Source organism: Anaerocolumna aminovalerica, assembly GCF_900115365.1.
In the GTDB taxonomy this organism is placed as follows: domain Bacteria; phylum Bacillota; class Clostridia; order Lachnospirales; family Lachnospiraceae; genus Anaerocolumna; species Anaerocolumna aminovalerica.
Genome location: NZ_FOWD01000013.1, coordinates 79,824 through 102,796 on the forward strand (window position 1 = coordinate 79,824; position 22,973 = coordinate 102,796).

Consider the following 22,973-nt stretch of genomic DNA (forward strand, 5'->3'; position numbering starts at 1 on the left):
TAAATATGTTAGACACCTAATTATAGTATACCTTATTCATTTAATACTATTATTTTTATTCATTCTTTGTGACTTTCTGTGTGGTTTCTTCCAGTTTTAAATAAAACTCAGACAAACTACTGTCATTATTCACTGCCTGTTGTAATTTATCATTTACGTCATAAATTAAATCCATAACTTCCTCTGAATTACGAACTTCGTCTAAATACTCATCCGTCTCAGTATCAACTACTCCCAAATATATATAGGGTTCACCATTTTCATTGGTCTTTACATAAAATTCATTCATGGCAGGTGCAAGTGTATCTATACTCTTAAATTTAACTTCATGGTATGCATACACAACATAACTGCCTTCTTCCAGACCCTTTTGAGTGTAACAGGTAATATTATCATAATTCTCAATATATTTAGTTTGTCTTTTAATATCGTCTAGCTTTAATAGGGATGCATCATTTACTAAAGGTTCGAATGCTTCCATATCATTTTTTAATTTTCCATTCAAGTAACTTTTAATCAGCTTATTTACTTTTTTATTAGAATCTTTTTTTAACGGTTCTAATTTTACTTCTGCTGTTTCAGTTTCAGGAGCTTCTAATGTTACAAGGGCAGCATCCTGAGCTTGCATATTGACTTCTGTTTCGTCTTCATTACTGGCAGTACTATCATTAGAAGCCAGTAAAGTTTTTGATGCCACTTTTGATTTTTTTCCATCTGCAGATGTATTTTGGTTTGCTGTTGGTTTCATAATTGAGAATGTTATCATACCAATACCCATAACGCACATACTTACCATAATCATCATTTTTTTATATTTAAGTCTCATTATAATCTCCTTTTAAGTTACTAACAGATTGTTAAATTCTATTATTTATATTACCAAATTTTTAATAGAATTGCAATACTTTTATTATGCAATCTTGTAACAATTTTAACAATTCTGTAATATATTATAGGAAATTATTGTAATTTTCCTTGTGGATATACCGAATTTCTTATTTTTTACAGTAAAAGTGAAAACTATTTTCTTTTGCTTTTTGTTTTCCACTATATTACTATTTATTTTTATAATACTATCTTTTATTTTTATTTATTAATTTTATCTTCATACTACACTTTACATTATAGCTTTCTTATTATATAATAGTGTAGTTGAAATAGTTATGCATCTATAGCTCAGTGGATAGAGCGTTCGCCTCCGAAGTGAAAGGTCGCTGGTTCGAATCCAGTTAGGTGCATTTTTTTTTATAAGGATGGGCTGTTCTTTACTGGTGTTAAGTACCTTTATCAGAAATGAAGGGACGAAAAAAATATAATAAAAAATGCCGCAAACTCGTATAATATGGTATTTATACGGGTTTACAGCATTTAACAAGTCGATATCCTGCTTGAAATCACGCTTGTTGAGAAGAGATTCTGTTTTTATATAAAAACATCTCCATCCATTTTATCATTTAATTTTACATATATATCCAATCTGTCATTCTCATTATCATAAATTCCAAGATAAACATCTTTTACCGACTTTACTTTTTGATTGCTTAGTTGTTTTTCTATCCATTTATCATTTTTACCAGTTGCCTTTAGATTATCTTTCATAATATGACCATCTATTATAACATTAGCCAATATGTTATCCTGTGTAGGTGATAAATTTAAATCTTCCGGAGTAACCGGCCTGTTTTTTACAGCTGGTAAAACACTTAGTTTTCCATTTGATTCTAATATTGCTGTATGAATATCTTTCAAATCAAAATATCCGCTGACTCTGCATAAAGATAAAAACTCATTAACATCTAATTTTGCTTTTAATAGGTTTTTTTTGTATAATCTTCCTTCATGATATAAAATAACAGGATGCCCAACGAAAATTCTTCTTAATAGGATTGATTTACAGGTACTATAGGAAATTAATAATGTTGCCAAGCCATATACAATTAATGCAATCAAAGGTTTTAAATAATCTCCCTCCAGAGCAGTTGCCATTTCTGCTGCAATAGAACCTATAGTTATACTATTAACATAGTCAAACATACTTAATTGAGACATCTCACGGTCACCCATTAATTTTGTTAATATAAATAAAACAGCTACTGAGCCTAAAGACGTTAATATTATTTCAATTACCATATTATTTCCTCCAAAATGCAATTTATGTTCTTATATTCTTAGTTCCATTCAAAATAGTATTACCACTTTGCAAGAAAATAATAATAATTGTAATATTATAATAAAGTTAAGGCATCTCTTTTCCTGGAATAAAAGTAAATATTATTTGATAATATTTCGTCTTCTGCTACTTGTGTGTAGTTTACATCTATAACCATTTCACGCAGAACATTTTTATCAATTTTATCCTTATTTTTTACTAAGATAATTTCATGTATACTGCTTGGCAGTATATAAAAATCTGTATTAAGCTGATCCGATAGTTCTTTTACCACGTCAGGATAAAGAAGGCAACTGGCTCCATTTATACCTTTTGCATTAGATAAGACATACATATCTGTCATTGTATCTTGTTTCATTTGATCAAACACTTCTTTTATCTCATTTTCGACATCAATATTTTCTGAATTATGTTCCATTTCTTTATTCAGTATATCTATAATTACCTCATTCATACTTCTGACACTTGCCGGCAATAAAACAGGAGTATTAATTGTGGCTAATTCCGTTATATCTTCTAACGTTGTATTCCAATTTTTTATATGTTCGTTTGTAATACGAATGGTTCCTATGCCATTTTCATTGTCTTTTACCAGACAATGAAAAGTAATTGCCAAATCCAAGAAACGTATATGTGGAATTTCATTTAATAATTTGATATTTTTATCATAATTAACTAAACGAAATATAATACTGGATTTCATCTCATTCAATTCAAATTGAATACATAATGCTTCCCGTTCTCCCTCCTCCATTGTATCTTCATAAATGTTTATGATTTTAGCTGCTATATCCTCTATGGATTCCCCTTCTTGATAGCTTTCAAAATAGCTGTTTAAATAAATATTAGGTGTAATTCTTTCACCGTTTTTTAAAATGATTAATCCATCCAATTGAATAGAATTATTCTTAATAACATGATTTATATCAACCAGAAAGCCACCTCCCATTCTTTTTTTCACTATAGCCTTGATTCTTGCTAAAAATTGTTCATAGGTCATAATTTCTTTTGTGTTTTTGGTTTCCATACATTTCTTATATAATCCAATTATCCTGTCTTAATAAATAATTAATTTATAAATGGTTGGATTACTTCTCCTTTCGTCTCTTTATAAATTATGTTTTAGAAAAGCCTTTATATATAAGTACTTTAATAAATAATCTTTTAAAAGGATTGCATTTTATTACCTTACATAGCTTTCTAATATTACTAAATAATTCACATACCACTTTATGCAGACATTATGCTAAATCATTTATGAGAATATATACTTATGGATACTGCACAGGCGTTATAGATGGTACTGATTTAAAAATATTCAAAAATTTATAATAATTTTTAATAAGATTTGGGCTTTTTAAAAAGATATTAATGAACTACAGTCAAGAGCCTTCATCAAGATTATATCTTAGATATTTAAGAAAAATTTATGTGAGATTTATTTAACAGTATTTCTAGGAAATATATTATACTTAGATTTTATTTGATTTTAAGAAAGATTTATAATAAGATTTATAGATTCCTTAATATTATTTGGAATAAAGATTTAATAAATCAATTAATAGTATTTACAAAGAGAATTTATATATATCATGTATCAATGGTAACAAAATATAACCATTTTGACAAGTTTATTTTAGGGGAAAATATAGAGATATTTTATTGCTTTCTTTGTTTGTTTTTACATATAAAACTCATTTTGATTCGCCGCTTAAAGCTATTGCTACCTGACCGGGCAGATAAAACATCCACATGGCTATAGCGGAAAAGTTGTAGATCTGACTGTAGATAGTCTCATTTATAGTTAAATAATCTTTCAGATTAAAGATGGCTACATTGATATCACATAAAAAATAAGCCAATAGACCACATGCAAATAAAATCCTGTGCTTTCTCTTGGAACGAAATAGGATTCCGATTGCATCTATGGCGTTTGATAGGAATAATATAAAATAATATATACCAAAGATGAGTTCTGATTTTACTTCTGGTTCTTGAAAACGGTATAGAATAACAATAAGTACAGTTATTAATCCAGTTCCTATTACTCTCATTAAGATGGTTTTTATCGGTTTTCCTGAGGAAATCCAACTACTGATAAGAATTAAATATAGTAATTGCACAATAATGAAGGTAAGGATTCCTGCAGTGTAATACTCTAATACCAATATGAATAAATCAGAAAGCAATGTAAAAAACATAGCAATTCTAAGTATATGGATTCCCAGATAACTATTATTAGTGTTATCATATTTTTCTACTTTAGTTTGCTTAGATGTCCTATAGTATAGCAGAACAAATAAAAAGCATAGAAATATGCTAAAGAATTTTATATACATAGATAAATTAGCTTTTTGATCAAAGATATCTAAATACATGAAAGTCCCATAAAGAATGAGTTCTATGAGAACAAATACTGTTATTAAAACTGCTTTCTTTATATTCTTAATATTTTTCACTGTTAACTCCTAACTAAAAACTAAAGAAAACCACTGAATACCCTCCGTTTATTATTCAGATGTTTTCAGTGGCCTTTTTAACAGTTACATCAAATTAATATTTCTTAATATACTTCCTGCTTCTTCTTTTGGTACTGGTTCACTATAGAAATAACCTTGTGCTTTATTACAATTAACACTTTTCAAGAAAATTTCTTGTTTATGTTGCTCAACACCTTCCGCTATTACAACTAAGTTTAATGAATGAGCCAAAGATATAATAGTCTCTACGATTTTTTGTTCAGGTATATTATCAACAACTGTATCCAAGAAACTTTTATCAATCTTTATATTATGAACCGGTAAACTTTTTAAATAATTCATAGAGGAGTAGCCGGTTCCAAAATCATCCAATGAGAAAGATACTCCCATCTTCTCTAATTTGTCTATGGTTTTAACCGTATATTCTAAATCACTTAGAGCTATAGTTTCCGTTATCTCTAAATCAAGATGATTTGGTTGCATATTGGTTTCTTCAAGGATTGCCCCAATGGTATTCACGAACTCCAGATCCTTGAATTGACGGGCAGATATATTTACCGCTATGGATAGTTTATGGAACCCTTCTTCTTCCCAAAATTTTAACTGCTTACAGGCTTCTTTTAAAACCCTTGTTCCAATCTGAACAATCAGACCTGTTTCTTCTGCAATTGGAATAAATTCATTTGGCATTATTAATCCTTTTGCAGGATGCATCCAGCGAAGTAAGGCTTCAAAACCTACTATTTTATCCGTTTTCAGATCCACCTGAGGCTGGTAATATACAACAAATTCTTCATTCTCAATTGCTTTTCTTAGTTCAGATTGAAGTTGGATTTTCTCCATTAATTTCGCCTTCATGGAATCATTAAAATAACTATATGTATTCTTTCCACTATCTTTAGCGGCATACATTGCAGAATCCATATTTTTTATTAATGCCTGTGTTGTTTTTCCATCTTTAGGAGCAAAAGTAATGCCTATACTTACCGTAACAAAAAATTCTTTCATAGCCAATACAAAGGGATAAGAAAATACTTTTTGTATTTTCTTTATCTTCTCTTCATAAAGGCCAACGTCTTCAAAATTTTGTGTTAATACACAAAACTCATCCCCACCCATGCGGGCAAGAAAATCATTTTCATCCATAGCTTGTTTTAGGCGGTGGGTAACATCAATTAATAATTCATCGCCATAGGAATGACCAAGAGTATCATTTATAATTTTAAAATTATCCAAATCAATAACCATTAATGCAATGACTTCTTCGTTTCTTAAAGTCAGCATTACCCCGTCCAGGACATCTGAAAAAGCCAGACGGTTCGGCAGCCCTGTCAGCTGGTCCGTATAGGCTAATTTCTTGATTAACTCTTGATTTTTCTTTAATTCTTCATATTTTGAGGTCAATTGTTGATTGGATACGGTTATATCTTCAAATGCCTGTTCTAATTCATTATAATTTTCTATTAATTCTTGATTCTTTTCCAATGCCTTTCTTTCGGAACGCATACGTTTATTCGCATATAGAAATAAACCCACTAATAGAAGTATTAAAACTAATAGTACAAGAACTATAACATTGCCAATGGTACGATTTACCATATATACCGGATCATTCTCAAGTATTTCTATATTAACCATATCTTTGGTTGTATTAAAAATTAAAAAATCCATATTAAATATAAAATTGCTTATTACTTGCATCTTGATGCACCCCAAATATTCTGTCTTTCCCTTAAAATCAAGGGAAAGACTTATTTAATATGTTCTAATTATACCACAATTAGGGATTAAGGCAATCTTTTTTAAACCATTGGATTTATCAGCTATTTATTTGTTACTTAAATATTCATGTATGCCTTTTGCCGCAGCTTTGCCTGCACCCATAGCAAGAATTACGGTTGCTGCTCCGGTTACTGCATCTCCGCCTGCAAAAACACCTTCTTTAGAAGTCTGTCCATTTTTTTCATCGGCAACAATACATCTTCTCTTATCTGTTTCAAGACCGGTTGTTGTAGAAGAAATTAAAGGATTTGGACTAGTACCCAGTGACATAATAACTGTGTCTAATTCAATTTCAAATTCAGAATCTGGCTTTTCTACCGGTTTTCTTCTGCCTGATGCATCCGGCTCACCAAGTTCCATTTCCACACATTTCATTCCTTTTACCCAGCCCTTTTCATCTACAAGGATTTCTTTTGGATTCGTCAATAATTTAAAGATAACCCCTTCTTCTTTTGCGTGATGAACTTCTTCTACTCTTGCCGGTAATTCAGATTCACTTCTTCTATATATAATATACACTTGTGCACCAAGTCTTAAGGCTGTTCTGGCCGCATCCATTGCTACATTTCCGCCGCCTACTACAGCAACCTTTTTACCTTTTGCAATAGGAGTGTCATAATTTTCATCAAATGCTTTCATTAAATTGTTTCTTGTTAAATATTCGTTGGCAGAGAATACTCCATTGGCATTTTCTCCCGGGATTCCCATGAATTTAGGAAGTCCAGCACCGGAACCGATAAATACTGCCTGAAAGCCTTCTTCTTCCATTAATTCATCTATGGTAGTTGATTTTCCTATTACTACATTGGTTTCAATCTTTACACCAAGAGCTTTTACATTATCAATTTCTGTTTTTACAACGGTTTCCTTTGGTAAACGGAATTCCGGAATACCATAAACCAATACACCACCCGGTTCATGAAGTGCTTCAAATATAGTAACTTCATAACCAAGCTTTGCCAAATCTCCGGCACAAGTAAGACCTGCCGGTCCGGAACCGATAACTGCTACCTTCTTGCCGTTGGTTTCTTTGGGTGGTTCAGGCTTTATATTATTTTCCCTTGACCAGTCCGCAACAAAACGTTCCAATTTACCAATAGATACGGCTTCTCCTTTAATTCCTCTGATACATCTTTGTTCGCACTGAGTTTCTTGTGGACATACACGTCCGCAAACAGCAGGAAGTGCGGAATATTGACCGATTACCTTTGCTGCTTCTTCAATGTTACCAGCTTCTACTTCTTTTATAAAGCCTGGTATATCAATAGATACCGGACAACCATCTACACATTTTGGATTTTTACATTTTAAACATCTGCTGGCTTCTTCTTTTGCTTCTTCTATATTATAACCTAAACATACTTCATCAAAGTTAGTAGCTCTAACTTTAGGATCCTGTTCTCTTACCGGAACTTTCTTTAATACATCCATAATCTTCCTCTTTTCTAGTTTTTACAAATTGTGGTTTCCACATTATGTTAACAGATATCCCCTATCCTTTGGCTCTACTATATTTATTTCTTATCCTTTTCTATATAAAATCGTCTTAAGATTTATCTTAACCAACTACGAATTCAAATCAAACCTACTTATCACTGCATCCGCATCCGCCATTCTTGTGAGTATCTCCCTCTTTTTCTTTAAGGGCAGCCCTTCCTTCTTCTGTTTTATACATTTGCTGTCTCTTCATAGATTCATCAAAATCAACTAAATGTCCGTCGAATTCAGGTCCGTCTACACAGGCGAATTTTACTTCGTTTCCAACAGTCAAACGACATGCCCCACACATGCCTGTTCCATCTACCATAATCGGATTCATACTTACAATGGTTTTGATTCCTAATTCTTTTGTTAAAATGCATACAAATTTCATCATAATAACCGGCCCAATAGCAATTACAAGATCATATTGTTTGCCTTGATTTTGTACCAAATCCTTAATGCAATCATTCACATTTCCTTTCATTCCGTAGGAACCATCATCAGTAGCAACATAGACATTCTTTGCTACTTTTTTCATTTCATCTTCCAGAATGATTAAATCTTTGTTTCTTGCACCTATAACGCAATCCACATCAATTCCACGTTCTTTCATCATTTTAACCTGTGGATATACCGGCGCAGTTCCAACTCCACCTGCCACAAATAAAATATGTTTCTTTCTTAATTCTTCATCCGATTCATCTACCAATTCGGATTTACATCCAAGAGGGCCGGAGAAATCCCGATAGCTATCCCCTACTTCATATTCTGCCATTCTCTTTGTTGATGTTCCCAAAGTTTGAAATACGATTGTAACCGTTCCTAAATCTCTGTTATAATCACATATGGTTAACGGAATTCTTTCGCCTTTTTCATCCATTTTTACAATAACAAATTGTCCTGGATAACAGGACTTAGCAACTCTAGGTGCTTCAATATCCATAAGATAAATATTAGGAGCTAAAGTCTCTTTTTTCACGATTTTATACATTCAGTTTCCTCCATTTAGTGCTTTTATACTTTTAACAGTTATCTTAATAACTTTTATTATTATAGAACACAATAAATAAAAAATCTAGTGCATAAACCAAGAATACCTTACAATTTTCTATGAAATTCTATGAAAAATGAACAATATCCAGTAGACAGCACATAAATTATAAATGAATAAGTATTTACTTTTTCTTGTTATTTACTTATATTTCTTCATAATTGTTTATAAACGCCAAATAATTATTCTTGTATCTTTTATCAAAAGATACGTCTTTACCAAACCAGTCCGGCAATTCAAATCTTCCTGCTTCATCTTCACCAGGGAATTCCACTTCTACAAATTGAAGTCCTTCCAACTGCTTATGAAACACATCAAGTTCCGCCGTTAACCCTTCTTCTAACGGTATCAGGTAGCGAGTTTTACAGATCAAATTTCCGTCAGTCTTTTCTTTCAAATGTTCATAAGACTCTTTGGTCAGTGCTAATTCAACTTCCTGGCAGGTAAGGGCTACTTCTTCCGGTTTTTCTATCATACCCATTCGTGATTTATAAGTTAAAATATAATTATCATTACTTTTGCGAATCCGTATAACCGGATCTATACATAGATATCCCTGCTCAATTTCTTTCTTTTTATATTGTTCCAGATTTTCCGGCATTCTGGCAATTTGAAATTTTCTTTCGATTTCCATAATTCCTCCCATAGTTTTTGATAAGTCTATTTAACATATTATCTTTTCAATATAGCTTCCCTTAATATCTTTCTTTACAATAATCTGTTTATCAATCCTTTCTTTCACCTCATTTACATGAGAGATAATACCTACCAATCGATTACCATCTGTTAAGGTGTTTAATATAGAAATGGATTGCTCCAGGGCTTCGCTGTCTAAAGAACCAAAGCCTTCATCTACAAACATAGTATCAATTTGGATAGCCCCGGAATAGCTCTGTATAATATCAGAAAATCCTAATGCTAAAGATAGAGCAGCCATAAAGGATTCTCCTCCTGATAAGGATTTTACGCTGCGTATTTTACCGGTCCAGGTATCATATACATTAAGTTCAAGTCCTGTAAAGCTTTGAATATTGCCTTCTTCCTTACGCAATAACTTATACCGTTTTCCAGACATTTCATAGAATCTTTTATTTGCTTCTTCTACTATTTTTATAAAATATGCAGCCTGTACATAGGTTTCAAAAGTGATCTTTTGTTTCCCTTCCAACCTTCCATTGGCTGTTTTTGACATGGCGCTGACATCCAGAAATGCTTTGCTTTTTTCTTCTCTTATTTTTTCCACTTCTTTGATATTAGAAAGGATACTTTTATTTACCATAATACGGTTTTGTACTTCTTTTAAAGATTTATCCAATACACTCTTCTTAGATTTTAATTCTTGGATACTTCTTTGAATGGCTTCCACATCCACAGGCTCTTTCCCATAAGTTTTATCTTTCAACTTATCAAGTTGAGCCTTGATTTCCCTCTTAGTCAGCTCATATTTTCTGCATTGGAGGGTAATCTCGTCAATCTTCTCTTGGGTAAGAAAGTTTTCTTTATAAAAAGCTTCATTTTTTAATCCTGCTTCTTTGATTTTCTGCAAATATTCTTTTGTAAATTCTTTTAATGTATTTTGTGTACTTTCTTTTTGACTTTCAAACTCTCTGATTAAACCTATGGTTGTCTTTAATTTAGCTTCTGTATCATGATAGTTCTTTTCGGCAGTTATAAATTTTTCTCTTAATTCCTGCAACAAGGATTGTTTCATGGCTATTACTTCATTAGCTTTTTCTAAAGAATCAAATTCTAGATCTTTTGAAATATAGTCTATATCTTTTTTACAGGAACTAATAGACATGGATAAGGTATTTTTTTCTTCTTTTACTTTTTCCAAGTGGGTACCGTTATCTTTCATTTTCCCCTGAATTTCTTCCAATTCTTTTTCACATAATTCTTTTCTTTCATATTGTTTCTTTAATAGAAGCACTTTCTTTTCAACATGTGAAATACATTCTTCTTTCTCATGATTTAACTTTTGAATCAGGGTTTCTATATGGATAATCTGAGGTTCTTTATTAAAATGATGAAATTCCTCTATCCCTTCTCTTATTAATCGGAAGCTGGTTTCCAGTTCCTTTTTAGACTCCCGTGCTTCGATAGCTGCTTGCTGAAGCTCCTCATTACATTGTTCTCTTTTTTCCTTTAACTTCTTAAGCTCGGCTTCAGAAGGTGCTTCCGCTTCACATTTTGCAATATTGGGATGATGAAGTGAACCACATACAGGGCAGGGATCTCCCTCTTCTAAATCTTTTCCCAGAATTCCGGCTTGTTCCCTTAAGAAGGCTTTTTGCTTTGTTTCATATTCCTGATTCCAATACTCAAATTGCCTTTCATAATTTAAGAAGATTTCCTGATTCTTTGTAACTGTTTTCTCCATCTGAATCAAACGGTATATATCCTTTAATATTCCATCTAACCGTTTTTTATCAGCCCTTTCCCTTTCCAGAGTATTAAGAGCATGCATATATTGAACAGGACTTTCCTTTAACTGAACCAGTTCTTCTTCTAAATCTTTACTTTTCCGCTCTAAATCTTCTGCCTTTTTAATAAATAGGAGCAATTTTTCATCTGTGTCTTGTTCCTTCTGTAACAGTTCCTTTAAGTTTGCGGATAATTCTTTTAGCTTATCATACCTTGGCAGTTTGTCCAGTAATTCATTAATATAAATATTTAATTTTTCCCGTATTTGTTCTTTACTTCTTTCTTCCTCATATGCTTTCTTATTTAAAGCCAGCTGTTCCTCCTGCTGCTCTTTTTCTAACATACTTTTGGATACTTTAGCTTCCAACTGGAACAGATAATTTTCTTCCCTTAATTTTGCTTCTTCGGCAGGTTTAACATGAGAAAGGGCTTTTTGACCTAACACCGCTTTTCCTTCCAGTATCTTCATTTCCTCTTTTTTATTATCAAGTTCTAGTTTCTTTCTCTGAAGCTTTTCTTTTTCCTCTAAATCCCTATTTAATTCCTTGCCTTTCATTTCACTTTTGATTAACTTATCTTTTTCATTTTCTAATTTATTAATGTTTGCATTAAGCTCACCCTGAATCCATGTATCCTCTTCAATAAGACTCTCCAAGACTTCTAAAATATTATTAACCATGTTCATATTTTTAGCCTTTTTCAATTCTATGATTGTAGAATATTTCCCGGATTCCTCACTGCACTTTATGCCTTCTATATACTGCAGAATGCTTTTTTCTAGATCCTCACATTCTCCTTTTAATTTATTCTCTTTCTCTCTAAGTCTCGTACCTACTCTTTTAAAAAACTCGGTATTGAATACTTTCTGCAAGATATCATTTCTTTTATCACTGTCTGCCAGCAGTAACTCTAAGAATTCGCCTTGGGCAATTAAAGCAATTTGCTTAAATTGATCGTATCCCAATCCTCCAAGTAAATCAGTAATAATAGACTTCACTTGTGTTCTGTTATCAATTTTGGTACCATCGGGCATAAGAATAGAAACACCTTTTTTCTGTTCTGCATATCCTTTTCCCCGTTCGCTTTTTCTTAACTGGTCCGGGTACCGGTTAATGGTATATACCTGACCTTTATGAGAGAACTCTAATGTAACCTCTGTAAACACCTCCAAGGAAGCAAAGTCACTTCGAATGGAATTGATATCACGGGTCTGACCGCTGGTCTTCTCAAATAGTGCATAAGCAATAGCGTCAAATATAGTAGTTTTACCGGCACCGGTATCTCCGGATATTAAAAACAATCCGGAACTTCCTAAGTTATTAAAATCTATTATGGTAGTACCGGAATAGGGTCCAAATGCGCTCATGGTTAACTTAAGTGGTTTCAATCCATTTCACCTCCCAGTTCTTCCAATATCTCATATATAATCATTTTTTGACTGTCTGTTAAATCTACGTTATTCTGATTCTTGTAGAATTCTTCAAATAAATCCATAGGGCTTTTATTCTCCACATCAGAAGCAGAGCTTTTTGAATTCTCATTAATACCGGTCTTGGTATTTTCAACCTCCAATAGTAGAATATTAGGGTACACCGTACGTAATTTACCAATAGGGTCATAAATATCTTCTTCATCAGTAATAATGGCATAAATATAATCTTCGCAATTTTTCCCTGTGTATTTGGAATCATGAAGAAGGTTATCCAGTTTGTCCTTGATGACTCTCATATCTCTTATGGGATGAAGTGGAATCTGGGAAATAGTTATATTACCTTTTTCTTTTATCTCAATACAAGTTACTGACTTTTTATGATTGCATTCTGAAAAGGAATATTTTAACGGGGTTCCACAATAACGAACCGTATCACGGCCAACCTTCTGCGGCCCGTGAATATGTCCCAAGGCAACGTAATCAAACGGTTCAAAAACAGATACATCAATATTATCTAACCCACCAATGGTTAGTACTTCTGAATCCGATTTTTCTGGCTCTGCCCCAGCGTTAGTAACAAATTGATGGGCTGTAAGAATATTTCTTTCTGAAGTATCAATATTAGCCCTGTCTATGACAAACCTTGCCGCTCCTTCATAGGTATCTATAAAGACATCACTATGAAAATTACTCACCAAGGAAGGTTTAATGTAGGGCAGCAAATACATATTCAAAATTCCGTATTCGTCTTCCAGCACTACCTTATCCGGTTCCCCTTTAAAGGTTCCGGCTATATATATTCTGTTTTTACCTAGAATTTCTTTTCCGTAATTTAATCTTTCCGGAGAGTCATGATTACCGCTTATAATAAATACATTAATACCCCTCATTTCCAATTTAGTTAAAAAGTCATCGAATATATTAACTGCTCCGGCTGGTGGCACGCTTCTATCATAAACATCCCCGGCAATAATAATCCCTTCCGGTTTCTCTGTGTCTGCTATTTCAACAATTTCATTTAATATATGAATCTGATCCGGAGTAAAATCCGTTTCTCGAAACTTTTTACCGATATGTAAATCCGATATGTGAAGTAATTTCAATAATTTTTCCTCCCTCTTAACAATAACTTTAAAAAACCTGCTTCTTTTATGATATATCACTCCCAAAAGATGTACAAGTATATTTTACTGGGCATATCCTTTCTTGGTTTTATTTAAGTTTTTATAACAATTACTTTCTGTACCGTAATTTTTATTAAAATAATTAATATTAACTTACAAATGCTTAAGATTTACCGATTGTGTTGATATTTACTTATGAAATGGTTAGAATATAAAAATGAGTTCCTTAATATGCCAATTAAGTGAATAGAAGTAAGGTATCTTCATCCATTATTTAAGATGTAGTGGCATTATATTTGAAGGCAATTTACAGCAAGCCTAATTGCTGTGGTTATTAAAAAGCGCTAAGGCGCTGGAATCGAGGTAAAAATGGAAACTGTATTAGAAGTGAAAAATCTAAAAAAGAGGATTGGTAAAGCAGAAATTATAAAAGACATATCCTTTACCATTCATCCCGGTGAAATCTTTGGTTTTCTAGGGCCAAATGGCTCCGGTAAAACAACTACTATAAAGATGTTGGTAGATCTTATATCTATGGATAATGGAACCATTAAGATTCTGGGTTTTGATATTAAAAAAAATCGAGAAGCAGCATTAGAACAAATAGGTGCCGTTGTTGAAAATCCGGAGCTATACAGCTATCTGTCCGGTTATGAAAATCTAATGCAAATCGCAAGAATTCGGGGAATATCAAAAGATAGAATTCAAGAAGTAATCCAATTAGTAGGATTAGAAGGCAGAATCAAAGACAAGATGAAAAAATATTCCCTTGGTATGAAACAAAGACTTGGTTTAGCTGCTGCTCTTTTGTCTGATCCCAAACTATTGATTTTGGACGAACCTACCAATGGACTTGATCCAAATGGAATTATTGAACTACGTAATATTCTAAAAAAACTGGCAAAAGAAAAAGGAATGGCTGTATTTGTATCCTCTCATATACTGGGCGAAATTCAAAACCTATGTGATACCGTTGCATTTATAGAGGGCGGAGTCATTACCTCTGTGGAATCCATGGCAATGGTACACAATTCTCTTTATTTTATTGTGGAAACAAAGAAAGAAGAAAAGACATTAAAGCTGTTACAGTCTATGAATGGTATTGTATCCGTAAAAGAAAACGACGCCGGATATCTTATTGAGCTTACCGGCGAAAAACCAAGTAAGATTTTAAAAGAAATGATTGATAAAGGTATTGAAATTAATTCCTTCTCCAGACATCTAAAGGAATTAGAAGAACGATATCTAGAGGTCATTAAAGGAGGAATACGCTAATGTTCATGGGACTAATTAAAAATGAATTCATAAAACTATATTCAAAGAAAAAAACATATATAATCCTTTTCCTATTCATTGCCCTATCCGGTGTTTTTGTTGCAGTGAATCAAGTTTCAGAAAACAACTATTTAAAATATAATTCTCCCAAATATCGTGTATCAAATATGGAGGAAAATATTAAATACCAAAAAGAATACTTAAACAATATTGCAAAAGATGAAGCTCTTTCTGAAGAAGATAAAGCAAAAGAAATTGCTGCTGCAGAAGAAGCCCTTAGTTACATGGAAGATGAATTAGCCCGATTGAAAGAATCCATGATTAACGAAGAAGAAATAGACTGGAAAAAAAGTGCTCAGGCACAATTGGATTCACTAAGAAAAGATTATGAAACAGCAAATGAAGAAAATAAAGCCTATATGAAAAATGACATTGAGAAAATCCAAACTCATATTAAACATAATATACCATTGGATGAAGAATCCTTAAACAAAGGATTTAACTATTTACTGTTAAATATAATGGTAGTTGCTTCCGGTTTTCTTGCCTTTGGACTTATCTTATTTAATGCGGATTCAGTATCCACAGAGTACAATCCCGGAACCTTAAAATTCTTACTGATACAGCCTGTTACCAGGATAAAAGTATTACTAAGTAAATTTATTGTTATGCTTACCAGTTCATTGATACTTATTATTATAACACAGTTAGTCTTTTGCTTAGGTGTGGGACTTATAAAAGGATTTGGCAGTCTGAACAGACCAATATTAGTAGGACACCAGTATGAGTTCGTAGTTGAATTTGGCAACAAAATTTTAAAAGAGATTCCAAATACAACTCACTATATTCCACTATCAGAATTTTTGTTGAAAGCTCTTTTATTAGAAAGTATTTTTATTATTGTAATGGTTTCCTTTATTTTTATGATTTCCACCATTTCAAAATCCAGCGTTATTGCAATGACCGTTACTATCGGTGCCTTACTTGGTTCTAATATTGTATATATGCTTTCAACTACCTACAGAAGACTTTCATCCTATATATTCCTTCATTTTACGAATATTGAATCAATTATTACCGGCACTATTGTACGGGAAACAAGATCATTACAATTTACCTATAATAATGTAATTATTGTATCAATCATAACTTCTATTGTATTTTTGATCATTTCTTTAGTGATATTTAAGAAGAGAGATATACAGATTTAATGTAAACTTCCAGTGAAAGCTATCCGGACTATAAAGAAATAAGATGTAGTGTGGTTCTTGTTGTTCCAGAGGAAACCAAGAACCACACTCAGATATTTCAGGAAATTATTTCAACTGAATTGTTATATAAGTATTTTTTCTGAACACCCCTGTTTCCCACATCATCTCAAAGTCACCGTTGCTAATAATTCGATTATAATGCTGGTTTTCAGCGTTTGTCTTGTATTGCAGCGACTCAGCTTACTGATCTCATGCTTCAACTGTAATATAGTACCGCTGCAAAGATTCACCGAGTAACCTTTTTCCGAAAGAAATCCAACTAAATTCTTGGGTGCAACTGTTCCATCCTGAATTCAACTATACTTACCTCATAAGTTCTGTTATAAAGCTTAACGTACTCCCGTTATGTCTTTTATCACTTCTCCTGCAATCACTAGTCCAGCCACAGAAGGTACAAAGGCCGTACTTCCGGGAATGGCTCTTCTGTCTGTGCATTTTCTTTCTGCACCTGGTGGGCAGATGCAATTGTTTCTACAGCTTATAGACATATCTTCTATGGGCTTTCTCGGTAATTCTTTTGAATATACCACTTTTAATTTTTTTATGCCTCTCACACGTAATTCTTTTCTCATTACTTTAGCCAGCGGACAAACGGAAGTTTTATATATATCCGTTACTTCAAACATGGTAGGGTCTAATTTATTTCCCGCACCCATGCAACTAATAATGGGGACATTACATTTGTTTGCCCTCATTACCAATTCTATTTTGGCAGTAACTGTGTCAATGGCATCAACAATGTAGGTGTAATCTGAAAAATCATACTGGTCTGCAACTTCAGGAGTATAAAAAGTCTGATGGGTATTTACAACAGCTTTAGGATTTATTTCAAGAATTCTTTCTTTCATAACATCTACTTTATATTTACCGATAGACTTTCTGGTTGCGATAATTTGCCTGTTTACATTGGTAAGACATACTTTATCATCATCAAATAAATCAAAAAGGCCCACCCCGCTTCTGGCTAAGGCCTCTACAGTAAATCCGCCTACTCCCCCTATTCCAAAAATTGCAACTCTTGATTTACTTAGCTTTTCCATGGCTTCATTACCAAACAAAAGCTCTGTTCTTGAAAACTGATTTAACATAGGTTTCCTCCTGGATACTTACTATTTGAACGATTAACAGCGGCTATTATTCTACTGTTAAACTTAAATTTTGCAACAATTCATATATTTTCTATAACCTTAATCTGAAATATGATAGCATTATATCCTGGCTGTGTCAACCGAGTTATCTTGTATCTTTACACTAATACATCAGTTTATTAACATACAGTAATACTTCAAATCAAAATCTCCGAAAGTCCCTTACCGGATAATATCAACTCCACAGCTTTATTTCTATAACATTGATAATTTTGAAAAATTTTTACTGCATCTGCAGCTTTATCATATACTTTCCAATATCCATTTAATAAATAATTCTCTCCATTATTGTTAATATATCCTTCCACATCATGGATAGGATAGCCTAAAAAAATACCTAATTCATGAGGAAAGGTCACTTTATGAATGGCATAATCCATATACCGATGTTTAAATATCTTAATATAGTTATCTATAGTAGGCTCCACAGAACTATAACCGTTATTTAAAAGAATAGGATGATCACATAACTCTCCAATCACTGCTTTCAAAGGTTCTGAATTATATATGAATACATAAATGTATTTTTCATCTTCATAAATAAATTCATATTGGCAATGAAAGATTTCCAGCTCTTCTTTTAACAACCACATAAAAATTTGCCTATCGGTTATATAGGCCTTTTTAAAATTAATAAAACCTGCTGTTTTAATCTTCATTAACACAGGAATGCAATTATTTGCAAGTGTAGAATGTATATAGTATTGTAAATTTTCTTTTCCCATAATTTAAGTTAGGTAAGCCTTTGTATGTGATAATACAATGATAAAGTTACACTACTATTCTTTGCAATTTCTTATATCTTACTCTCCTTTTAGAGTACCTGCTTCATTCTTTTAAACAGAGGGATCTATTGCTAACTTTGCTTTTTCAAATTTATCAGATCCAATATGGCAATATCCATTTGGATTCTTATCCAAATACTTCTGATGGTATTCTTCTGCTAAGTAATAATTTCTAAGGGGCAATACTTCAATGGCAATTGGTTTAACATATTTCTTTTGAAGTTCTTTTATAGAATTATCAATAATTTCTTTGTCCTCCTCACAGATGTAATAAATACCGGTACGGTATTGGCTGCCTATATCTCCTCCCTGACGATTTACAGAAGTAGGATTTATTACATCATAATATAGATCCAATATAAAGGATAAGCGAATTATACCGGGATCGTATACTACTCTCACCGTTTCTGCATGTCCTGTATTATTACGGCAAACTTCTTCATAAGATGGATTCTCCGTATTTCCGTTGGCATATCCAACATCTGTATTCACAATACCTTTAATACCGGATAAATATTTTTCGGTGCCCCAGAAACATCCTCCAGCCAAATAGATTTCTTTATATTGATTTGAAGTACTCATATTAAACATTCCTTTCTCATTTTATTTTTCCTTTAAAGCTTTAACTTTAAAATATAACGGGAATATGAATAATTTTCCGTTACTAAGAAACATAAATACTTATACCGAAAATGTCAAGGTTATATTTTAGTTTTATATTTTACATTAGATATAATAAACATAAATAATCATAAATAACAAAGATATAAATAGGTAAATCCTGGTATATCATATAAAAACTAACATTCTTTGTTGAACAAATAAAGTAAAACGGTTATACTTTAGAAAAAAATAGGAAGGTGACATAACAATTTATGAAAGAACAGTATGAAAAATTAGAAGAACTATTAGATTATTATTCTGATAATTATAATAATATAAATTCAGATCAGGAAGCAATAAAGCAATTGCTGCATGAAACTCAGGAAATATTTGATTACTTACCGGCAGATGCTTTGCAAAAAATTTCGGATAAGCTTGATATTAAATTGTCTGCTTTATCTGCTTTCATTAAATTAATACCCCAGTTAAAGGGTGAAAATTTCAAACATAAATTAACAGTATGTTCCGGACCCCGTTGTGGTGCCAAAGGCGGTGCAACAATTTTAAATGCAGTAGAAAAGGAGCTTAATGTAAAACCCGGTAAGGTTACAAAGGACGGTACTTTTCTTTTGGTAACACAAAATTGTTTAAAAAAGTGCAAAACATCACCAAATATAAAAATTGATGAAGATATTTACCACAATGTTACCGTCCAAAATATACCTGACATAATTAAAAAGTACAAAAAATAATACTGGAGGTGTGCCAATTGCGGGAATTGGATTACTTTGTACTGGAGGCAGCTAAGGATGAGGCTAAATTAAACGAATTAATCAGTCAAAATGAATTTCACATCCTAAAATGTGCCTCCACAGTAACCCATCACTATGTAACCAAAAGTGATGATGAATGGTCTGTAGCTCTCTTGGCATTCGTGCAAGCTGTAAAAAGTTATGAGTTAAACAAAGGCAGTTTCATAAAGTTTTCAGAATTGGTTATTAAAAGAAGATTAATTGATTACATCCGATCTCAAGGAAAATATAACTCTGAAGTATCCGTAAATCCCATTATACTTGATGGAGAGCAGGATGAATCAGAGGACGATGTATCTATTCGGCTTGCTGTAACCAATGAAATTGCCCAAGAAGCAAAAACAGATATCAAATATGAAATTGAAGCTGCCAATGCAATATTTTTGCAATATGGTTTTTCTTTCTTTGACTTAACCACCTGTTCTCCCCGGGCAAGAAAAACAAAAGCAGCTTGTAGTAAGGCCGTTTCATTTTTATTACATAATCCGATCATTATCAATGAAATACGAAGTACTAAAATGCTTCCAATAAAAATAATTGAAAAAAATGTAGAAGTACCCCGAAAAATTTTAGAGCGTCACCGAAAGTATATAATAGCAGCAGTAGAAATACTTTCCGGAGAGTTTCCTAATCTCGCTGAATATTTGCGGTACATCAGAGAGGAGACTAATAAATGAAAGCAATTATCGTAGAAATTAAAAATGGCCTTGCAGCTGTCCTGTCTGATGACGGCAATATAATAAAAGTTAAAAACAGAAATTATGAAATTGGACAGGTTATTACTATGAAGAAGCAAAAGATACATATCACTGGGAAATTAGCTGTTACTGCTGCATCGGCAGCTGTATTATTTCTGGCAAGTGGTATAGGCATATGGGCATATACAAGTCCTTATTCCTATGTTAGCCTTGATGTTAACCCTTCTATCGAATATACAGTAAATTGTTTTGATCTGGTAATTGATGTAAAAGCAGTCAATGATGACGGTGAAGAACTTCTTGGCCAGATTAATTTAAATAATTTAAATAATAAAACAATCCATGCTGCTATAGCAGCTACCATTAATGAAATTGCTGACAGCGGTTACTTTGACGAAACTGCTTATGGACCGACAACCGACTTATCTGATAGTAAAAAAACCGTTAATAGTGATAACAGCACCGCTGATGAAAATCCCCATATTACGGGCGGAATTATCATTACCGCTTCCAGTAAAAATGAGAAAAAATCCGAGAAATTGATTCACAAACTGGAAGGAACTGCAAAGGATACCGTTGAAGGAACCGGTGATGAAGTAGAAATTGAAGCTATAAGTGTTGGTTATGACCGTGTTAAAAGAGCCAAAGAATTTGGAGTGACCCCCGGAAAACTTAACTTGGTTGAAAAACTACAGGCAAGTGCTGAGGATCCGGAAAGTATTGATATAGAGGAATGGTTGAATAAGCCGGTTAAAGATATTATGAAAGCTATTAAGGCCAACAGAAAAGGACAGAGTTCAGACAGCACTGGAAATGCCGTAGGCAAAGCAGCCGGAACCTCAGAACCGGCTACAGCAATCTCAGAATCAAAAGTTCAAAAGGCGGAAGCAAAAGCAGAAAAAACTAAACAAAAAGCTGCTGATAAAGCTCAGAAAGAAGATGCTAAAACTCAAAAGGCTGAACAAAAAGCTGCTGATAAAGGGAAAAAAGCTGATACAAAAGCACGAAAGGCCAAGGAAAAAGCCGCTGATAAAATCCGGAAAGTTGCAAAAATTCAAAAAGCTAAACAAAAAGCTGCTGATAAAGCCCGGAAAGAAGATGCTAAAGCACTAAAGGCTAAACAAAAGGCCGCTGATAAAGCCCGAAAAGAAGGCGCTAAAGCACTAAAGGCTAAGCAAAAAATCGCTGATAAAGCCCGAAAAGAAGATGCTAAAGCACTAAAGGATAAGCAAAAAACCGCTGATAAATCGCAAAAGCAAAAATACAAAGAGCTAATCAAAAAGCAAATGGTAAATCAAAAAAACAAAAATTTATTATAAAGCCTGTTCCTGTAGAGAACAAAAAAGTAAAAAAAAGTAAAAGCTTTGGAAGCTAACAAATCCGCTAAAAGGAATGATAACAGGACAGCTGCTAAAAACTTAACAATAGTCAAAGTTCTAAAGGCAAAATCAGGCCTATACTTTAAAATAAATGTTTTAACAACTACTAACCTCGTTAAAAAGTTGTTGCAAATTATTAAGCAATAAAATGTGTAAGAACCCTACCCTACCCCTACTCCCCCCAGGGTTCTCCATTTTATTAATCTTGATAAGATGCAACACTTTTTTTAACCATCAAAACCTTATCTAAACTAGTTTTTATTATATTATAAAACAAAAAAGGCTGTTGCAAAACTGTCAATCCTGAGAATGACTTATTTACAACAGCCTTTTACTATTTTTCTTTTTACACTTTATTCATATGTTTTTATTACTTAAAATAACTAGGATATCGCTCTTTTAGCTCTTTTTCATCTACTTTATATCTGCACAAGTGCTTTGTAACAATATCCTGTGCGGTTTCACTATCTTTCGCTTTAATTGCTTCTAATAAAGACCTGTGATCTGATATAATTTTTGAATCTTTTATAACATTCAAACTTAATCTTCTGGCACGGTCAAAATGCGTCAATATACCGCCTAATAAATCATATGTGATTGTTTTATTACCAATGCCAAAAATCAGCTCATGAAATTCATTGTCCAACTGTAATTGTTTATCTTGTGCAGGGTTTCCTAAATAAAATTCCTGTAATCTAAGATTCTCTTCTAATTTAAACAAGTCTTCCTCAGTTGCTACATCACAAGCTGTTTCTACCATTGCTCGCTCCAATACCAAACGAACAAATCTTGCCTCTTCAACCAAATCACTATCAATGAGAGAGATGTAGCTTCCTTTTTGCGGATAAATTTCAATTACTTTTAATTTACTCAACTCAATAAAGGCTTCCCTGACAGGTGTTCTGCTAACCCCCATCTCTTCCGCCAAAACATTTTCACTTACCATACTTCCTGGGACAAGATCTAATGATATTATATTTTCTTTTATAACACGAAATGCATATTCTCGCGCTGTCTCTTTCCCTTTACGCTCTAAAATTCTCATAACATACCCTCC

Annotated in this window: 19 protein-coding genes and 1 tRNA gene; 6 read left to right on the plus strand and 14 right to left on the minus strand. The window is 32.7% G+C overall.

Going from position 1 to position 22,973, the window contains the following annotated elements:
- Window positions 1-55: 55 nt before the first annotated feature.
- Entirely contained in the window at window positions 56-826 is a 771-nt protein-coding gene (locus BM183_RS09195) for a hypothetical protein (RefSeq protein ID WP_091686326.1), read from the minus strand.
- Between the two features lie 339 nt (window positions 827-1,165).
- On the opposite strand from BM183_RS09195, the gene BM183_RS09200 reads away from it, so the two are divergent.
- A tRNA-Arg gene (locus BM183_RS09200) sits at window positions 1,166-1,238 on the plus strand.
- 184 nt (window positions 1,239-1,422) lie between these two features.
- Here the strand turns inward: BM183_RS09200 and BM183_RS09205 are convergent.
- The 9 genes from BM183_RS09205 to BM183_RS09245 all read right to left on the minus strand — a co-directional run bounded on the left by BM183_RS09205 (window position 1,423) and on the right by BM183_RS09245 (window position 13,924).
- Window positions 1,423-2,130, minus strand: a complete 708-nt coding sequence (locus tag BM183_RS09205) for a DUF421 domain-containing protein (RefSeq protein WP_091686327.1) — start codon at window positions 2,128-2,130, stop codon at window positions 1,423-1,425.
- Between the two features lie 95 nt (window positions 2,131-2,225).
- On the minus strand, window positions 2,226-3,197 hold the full coding sequence (locus BM183_RS09210; RefSeq protein WP_091686329.1) for a DUF5688 family protein: 972 nt from the start codon (window positions 3,195-3,197) through the stop codon (window positions 2,226-2,228).
- Window positions 3,198-3,864: 667 nt separating this feature from the next.
- A complete protein-coding gene (locus BM183_RS09215; protein WP_091686330.1) occupies window positions 3,865-4,629 on the minus strand; it encodes a lysoplasmalogenase family protein in 765 nt (254 codons plus the stop codon).
- Window positions 4,630-4,713: 84 nt separating this feature from the next.
- A complete protein-coding gene (locus BM183_RS09220) occupies window positions 4,714-6,351 on the minus strand; it encodes a putative bifunctional diguanylate cyclase/phosphodiesterase (RefSeq protein ID WP_091686332.1) in 1,638 nt (545 codons plus the stop codon).
- Window positions 6,352-6,477: 126 nt separating this feature from the next.
- Window positions 6,478-7,863 carry an NADPH-dependent glutamate synthase gene (gltA, locus tag BM183_RS09225; protein WP_170847945.1) on the minus strand — a complete coding sequence of 462 codons (1,386 nt, stop codon included), beginning with the start codon at window positions 7,861-7,863 and terminating at the stop codon, window positions 6,478-6,480.
- A gap of 154 nt (window positions 7,864-8,017) precedes the next feature.
- The gene (locus BM183_RS09230; RefSeq protein WP_091686335.1) at window positions 8,018-8,905 is read right to left on the minus strand and encodes a sulfide/dihydroorotate dehydrogenase-like FAD/NAD-binding protein; all 888 of its coding nucleotides are present in this window, start codon (window positions 8,903-8,905) and stop codon (window positions 8,018-8,020) included.
- A gap of 205 nt (window positions 8,906-9,110) precedes the next feature.
- Window positions 9,111-9,599 (minus strand): CYTH domain-containing protein, encoded by a 489-nt coding sequence (locus BM183_RS09235; protein WP_091686337.1) that lies wholly within the window; start codon window positions 9,597-9,599, stop codon window positions 9,111-9,113.
- A 30-nt stretch (window positions 9,600-9,629) separates the two neighbouring features.
- Window positions 9,630-12,776: an AAA family ATPase gene (locus tag BM183_RS09240; protein ID WP_091686339.1), complete on the minus strand. Its 3,147-nt coding sequence runs from the start codon at window positions 12,774-12,776 to the stop codon at window positions 9,630-9,632.
- Window positions 12,773-13,924, minus strand: a complete 1,152-nt coding sequence (locus BM183_RS09245) for an exonuclease SbcCD subunit D (RefSeq protein ID WP_091686341.1) — start codon at window positions 13,922-13,924, stop codon at window positions 12,773-12,775. The genes BM183_RS09240 and BM183_RS09245 overlap by 4 nt, the downstream gene beginning before the upstream one ends.
- A 390-nt stretch (window positions 13,925-14,314) precedes the next feature.
- On the opposite strand from BM183_RS09245, the gene BM183_RS09250 reads away from it, so the two are divergent.
- Both BM183_RS09250 and BM183_RS09255 read left to right on the plus strand, forming a co-directional pair.
- Window positions 14,315-15,220: an ABC transporter ATP-binding protein gene (locus BM183_RS09250; protein WP_091686342.1), complete on the plus strand. Its 906-nt coding sequence runs from the start codon at window positions 14,315-14,317 to the stop codon at window positions 15,218-15,220.
- Complete coding sequence (locus tag BM183_RS09255; RefSeq protein WP_091686344.1) at window positions 15,220-16,431, plus strand: ABC transporter permease subunit; 1,212 nt, start codon at window positions 15,220-15,222, stop codon at window positions 16,429-16,431. The genes BM183_RS09250 and BM183_RS09255 overlap by 1 nt, the downstream gene beginning before the upstream one ends.
- A gap of 389 nt (window positions 16,432-16,820) precedes the next feature.
- Here BM183_RS09255 and BM183_RS09260 read toward each other — a convergent pair whose 3' ends face one another.
- From BM183_RS09260 to msrA, 3 genes are all read right to left on the minus strand, one after another.
- On the minus strand, window positions 16,821-17,579 hold the full coding sequence (locus BM183_RS09260; protein WP_091686345.1) for a tRNA threonylcarbamoyladenosine dehydratase: 759 nt from the start codon (window positions 17,577-17,579) through the stop codon (window positions 16,821-16,823).
- Window positions 17,580-17,776: 197 nt separating this feature from the next.
- Window positions 17,777-18,364, minus strand: coding sequence for a DUF3793 family protein (locus tag BM183_RS09265; protein WP_091686347.1), 588 nt, complete (start codon window positions 18,362-18,364; stop codon window positions 17,777-17,779).
- 111 nt (window positions 18,365-18,475) lie between these two features.
- Window positions 18,476-19,006 carry a peptide-methionine (S)-S-oxide reductase MsrA gene (msrA, locus tag BM183_RS09270; protein ID WP_091686349.1) on the minus strand — a complete coding sequence of 177 codons (531 nt, stop codon included), beginning with the start codon at window positions 19,004-19,006 and terminating at the stop codon, window positions 18,476-18,478.
- A 293-nt stretch (window positions 19,007-19,299) separates the two neighbouring features.
- On the opposite strand from msrA, the gene BM183_RS09275 reads away from it, so the two are divergent.
- From BM183_RS09275 to BM183_RS09285, 3 genes are read left to right on the plus strand one after another with little or no spacing between them, the layout of a single operon-like run.
- Window positions 19,300-19,779: an NADH-quinone oxidoreductase subunit NuoE family protein gene (locus BM183_RS09275; RefSeq protein WP_091686351.1), complete on the plus strand. Its 480-nt coding sequence runs from the start codon at window positions 19,300-19,302 to the stop codon at window positions 19,777-19,779.
- A 17-nt stretch (window positions 19,780-19,796) separates the two neighbouring features.
- The gene (locus BM183_RS09280; protein WP_091686353.1) at window positions 19,797-20,516 is read left to right on the plus strand and encodes a sigma factor; all 720 of its coding nucleotides are present in this window, start codon (window positions 19,797-19,799) and stop codon (window positions 20,514-20,516) included.
- Window positions 20,513-21,856 (plus strand): anti-sigma-I factor RsgI family protein, encoded by a 1,344-nt coding sequence (locus BM183_RS09285; protein WP_091686354.1) that lies wholly within the window; start codon window positions 20,513-20,515, stop codon window positions 21,854-21,856. The genes BM183_RS09280 and BM183_RS09285 overlap by 4 nt, the downstream gene beginning before the upstream one ends.
- Before the next feature lie 430 nt (window positions 21,857-22,286).
- Here the strand turns inward: BM183_RS09285 and BM183_RS09290 are convergent, their stop codons facing one another.
- Window positions 22,287-22,961: a GntR family transcriptional regulator gene (locus BM183_RS09290; protein WP_091686356.1), complete on the minus strand. Its 675-nt coding sequence runs from the start codon at window positions 22,959-22,961 to the stop codon at window positions 22,287-22,289.
- Window positions 22,962-22,973: the final 12 nt, after the last annotated feature.